Origin of the sequence: Mesorhizobium sp. M1A.F.Ca.ET.072.01.1.1, assembly GCF_004023325.1 — a bacterium.
Classification (GTDB): Bacteria; Pseudomonadota; Alphaproteobacteria; order Rhizobiales; family Rhizobiaceae; genus Mesorhizobium.
In genome coordinates, this window is the sequence record NZ_RZSF01000447.1 from 1 (window position 1) to 4,291 (window position 4,291).

Here is a 4,291-nt window from a genome sequence, read left to right on the forward strand (position 1 = left end):
GACATCGTCACAGGCCTTGCGCGCATCAAATGGCTGTTCGTCATCGCGCGAAACTCGACTTTCTCGTACAAGGGTCGCGCCGTCGACGTGAAGCAGGTCGGCCGCGAGCTTGGCGTTCGCTATGTGCTCGAAGGCAGTGTGCGCAAGGCGGCCCGTAGCGTGCGGGTTACCGCGCAGATGATCGATGCTTCGACCGGCGCCCATGTCTGGGCTGAGCGCTATGATCGCAGCTCCGACGACATCTTCGCGCTTCAAGACGAGATCGCGCTGGCGGCAGTGGGCGCGATTGCTCCAAGCGTGCGGAAGGCCGAAATCGAACGTGTCAGGCGCAAACGCCCCGATAGCCTCGATGCCTACGATCTCGTGCTACAGGCCCAGCCTGACGTCGATTCAGGCATGCCGGAGCAAGTGACCAGAGCGCTTGTCCTTCTCGAGCGTGCGATCGCGCTCGAACCTGGCTATGCGCTGGCGCATGGCAACGCCGCGATGTGCCATCACTGCCTGTTCCTTCGCGCCGGCCTGCAGGAGATCAACCGCTCGTATTCGATCCGTCACGCGCGGTCGGCCATCGTTCACGGGCAGGATGATGCTCTCGCCCTGACGTGGGCGGGTTTTTCGATCGGAATGGATGCGCATGATCGCGCCGCTGCATTCGCGGCATTGGAAGCCGCCCTCGCCATCAGCCCGTCATCGGCCCTGACCTACATCCTTGGCAGCGTCGTTTTCGGGTGGAGCGGCGAAGCGGAGCGAGCGATAGAATGGAGCCAGCAGGGTTTGCGGCTGAGTCCCTTCGATTCGTGGGCCTGGGCCGCATTTGACGCGCAGGCGATGAGCCATTTGCTGCGCGGCCGCTACGAAGAGGCTTGCCGTGCCGCCTACAAATCCGTCCAAGCCAATCCGGCACACAGTATCACCTATGTGCAGCTGGCCGCCGCGCTGGCCAAACTTGGCCGGTTAGACGAAGCGAAGGCAGCGGCTGCTCGCGTTATCGAGCTTCAGCCGGGCTTCCGCTACAGCCGCCAATTTGCCGGTGTCAATTGCGCGCCCGCGCTCGCGGAGGCTCTCGGCAGCGCGCTACGGGCAGCCGGATTGCCGGAGTAGCTTAACACCGCAGGAGTCTCGGTGGGCGATTCGACGGGAGCTCGGGGTCGCTTATGACCCACAGCCTTGTGGGGCTATCGCCCCCAAAAGCTCCTGCGCTTGTCGATAGCTGTCTGATCTCCTCGACAGGAACCCGGCTGTGGCCGGGTCGATGCTCCGACCAGGGGTCTTGTGCACCTAACTATCTGTCGCGCCCTCTGGCGAAATGCGGTCGGCACTATGCCCGATGCAACCGGGCCTTTCTAGCCGAGCTATCCCGACTGCCGACCGTCCGCGGCCGGTCCCTTTTTAGACTGCTAACGCCGTTCTGATCACCACTAGCGAAGGGCTGCTTTGCGCCCCATTCCGGCCGTTCGGGCTACGTGGGCTCTGCGTGAAGAGCAGACCTTTGTAAACTTTGAGCAGGGCGCGCCAGAAGCTGGACCTTGCAATGCGTGGGTAGGCAGGCCCGCGGACACACCGTTAGCGAGTACCCCGCCAGACATGAGAAATTCTAAAGTACTGTATGGGCAGAGACATCGACGATCAAATTCAACCTCTCGCCACCTCCGCTTCCGTCCACCATCGAAGACCAATGACGTCGCCGTTGCGACGAAGAGCGTCCTCGATTGCGGTCGCAAGTTGCTCGACTACTTCGGAAGTAGATATCCGCTTCAATCAGCGCCGAATATATGGCTGAGACGGTTCAATAAAGCAGAGATGGCCATTCGCATATTCCTCGTAATGGCCGCAGCCGATCCAAAGTGGGAACGATCGGTTCGCGATCTCCACGCACCAGCCCCAATCTTCCGGATAAACGCGTTCGACCTGATATCCGCGCTTCGGTAGTTCTGCCGCTAGCAGCAGAGCAAAACTCGCCTTTCGGTGCGGTCCCTCTAACTGGCTCGTCAGACAATGCGGTCGAGCGAAACTCTAAATGTGATCGCATCCGATCAAGCTATATCACTCAGCCGCCGCCCGCCATCGGTTCTCGCCTTTATGAGTTTACGCCCCAGCCCTCAGTTGCACTTCATCGCGCTCAGCGCAGCCCGCCCCCCGCTGTCCTGAACTATGCAACCTTCGCCGCATGGATAGCGTGACGCATCTCGGGCTTCAAATGTGTGCAGAGGCGCAGCATCTTCCAATCTTTGTGCCAGTAACCAGCGCTACCAGTTCAATTGTGAACCCAGCTTCAAACAGGCGGCTCGTTCCTTCGTGGCCGCAAGCCGTGAATGACTTTGTTTCCCCTGGTGCCTTTGGACGATGTAGGATCTTGTTCGTTCATGGGCGATAACATCGCGAAAGAGACGGACGATTAGAGATTGGAGCAGCTGGCTAATGCGACCCTGGCGAATTGTGCTGGCAATTTTGCTGGCCCCCGCGACCGGGCCATTGATCTATAGCGTGAGCATGCTTCTCGGATCAGGATATCCGTACTCTGGCCCGGGACACATGGAGAAGCATCTGCTCAGCACTGTCTCGTTGGTGGCACTCGCCTATCCCGTCAGCATCGGTCTCGGCGTGTCGCTTGTTGCTGTCCTCTACTTTGCAAATAAGCTGACGACGTGGAACTGCATTGTCTGGGCGTCGGTGGCAGGAGCGGTGGGCGGCTTCGCATTCTTTCGACGGCTTGTGGATCAACCGGGCTATACGCCTACCTTGTCGGAGGTCCTGATCCTGCCCGCTATTTTTGGTGTACTGGGCGGACTGACCGCATCGACCTTTTGCCTGATCGCCCGCCTAAAACCCAGGAAACCGGACTGAGCGCGCCATTCTCCGGGAATTGGGCGACGCAAGACATGAAGGCCTGCAATGGGCCACATACGCCAATACCTTTGATCTGGCAGGCTGCAGCAACCATCTGGCTTTGGGACGGGGAGGCGAGGGTACGCTCCCCAGCCGACGAAGCCCACCAAAAAAGCCCCATATTAGCGCGAGCACGAGCTCCAAGGCATCGAATTCCATCAGAGCAGATGGATTGCAGGAAAGTCTTTAGACTAGCGTAATCAGCGAACCCGACGGTGTGTGCCGCAGATGCCCACGCTGCGGCCGGGCGGCCGATGCAAATCACGTCTATGCTCGGCGCGCACTTGCGGTATTGATGATCAAGGGCAACAGGAACTTCGGCTACCCGGATCGAGGGCTTGCGGATGTTCGGGAAGGTGTCTTCGCACGCGGTAAGGATTCATGAGAATGATCCGCACGACCAGCAATTGCGCTAGTCGTCACGATCAATGGCTGAGCCAGATCCAAGGGATCATCGGCAAAGTGAGGCACTGATGCAGCGCAGCGCAGTCGCATTCTTCACTGCACCTTTGGCAGTTCCGTTGTTGATGCTGCCCTGGTTATTGTCGGGCCATCTCGCGGTGGGATGGATCCTAACGGCGATGGTCATCGCAGCATTATTGAGCTACGCGGGGACGCTCGCGCTGGGGATGCCCGTTTATTTCTTCTTGGGCGCGAGAGGTCTCACGGCCTTCTGGATCGCGGGCATAGCAGGCTACGTGATTGGTGCCATTATGTGGCTGGTGTTCTCCGTCCTGTTTCCGCTTTCGCTGGATCAGGGCTTTGCGGGCGTCCAATTCGCAGTGACCGATCTGCGTTCTCTCAAAGGTGTTTTGTGGCCCGGCGGCGTGCTGGGAGCCATCGTCGGGATGCTGTTTTGGGTGATCGCCCGACCAGATCGTCAGCCGTCTTAGCTCCCTTATTGGCAGAGCAGATGGACAGTTGGCAACCTAGGCTGATCTGTTTCTCGCTGTACTTGTGCTCAACGGGCCATGGTATCCTCGGCGGCCCAGTGTATGAGGTACAAAGTGGCATCGCCGATCGCTGATATGGTTGTCAAATCGGGAGCCTTGTCGGCCTGTGCCATCGCTGTGATCATTGCTGTCAGCGCTTGGATCAGCCGCCCCTGGGCGACGAAAAAGGGCCAGATTTGGCCCGCGCCCTTGTTAATGGTGGCGTACTTCTGTCTTGTGTTTAGCATCGGTGTCCCGATTGCGAACGTGGCAGCGAACTTTGGAGGGCAGACGCTGGGAAGGGTGCTCGGTCCGATCGGTTTTCTCGGCGGGATATGGTCTACTGCGTAAGCGGTGTTCCCGGGCCACGACGCAACCTTGGTAGTCGGCGCAGCGGATGCCTTGCGCCCGAACCTCCAGGATTCGCGAGTGCCGACTGTTGGGCCGCAACACCTCGGCGCAACCATCGGATA

4 protein-coding genes are annotated in these 4,291 nt (G+C 59.4%); 3 read left to right on the forward strand and 1 reads right to left on the reverse strand.

Annotated elements, in window-relative coordinates; translation table 11 throughout:
- From EOA32_RS33880 to EOA32_RS33895, 3 genes are all read left to right on the forward strand, one after another.
- Positions 1–1,101: tetratricopeptide repeat protein (locus EOA32_RS33880; protein ID WP_128374041.1), on the forward strand; the 1,101-nt coding region annotated here is incomplete at its 5' end.
- A 1,431-nt stretch (positions 1,102–2,532) separates the two neighbouring features.
- Complete coding sequence (locus EOA32_RS33890; RefSeq protein ID WP_128374042.1) at positions 2,533–2,844, forward strand: hypothetical protein; 312 nt, start codon at positions 2,533–2,535, stop codon at positions 2,842–2,844.
- 515 nt (positions 2,845–3,359) lie between these two features.
- Positions 3,360–3,779 carry a hypothetical protein gene (locus tag EOA32_RS33895; RefSeq protein WP_128374043.1) on the forward strand — a complete coding sequence of 140 codons (420 nt, stop codon included), beginning with the start codon at positions 3,360–3,362 and terminating at the stop codon, positions 3,777–3,779.
- Between the two features lie 68 nt (positions 3,780–3,847).
- On the opposite strand, the gene EOA32_RS39390 is transcribed toward EOA32_RS33895, so the two are convergent.
- The coding region (locus EOA32_RS39390) for a hypothetical protein (RefSeq protein ID WP_210214875.1) at positions 3,848–4,291 on the reverse strand (444 nt) is incomplete at its 5' end.

Coding starts and splice junctions, on each gene's coding strand:
- EOA32_RS33890 (WP_128374042.1), top strand. CDS start 2,533: ATGGAGAAGCATCTGCTCAGCACTGTCTCGTTGGTGGCACTCGCCTAT.
- EOA32_RS33895 (WP_128374043.1), top strand. CDS start 3,360: ATGCAGCGCAGCGCAGTCGCATTCTTCACTGCACCTTTGGCAGTTCCG.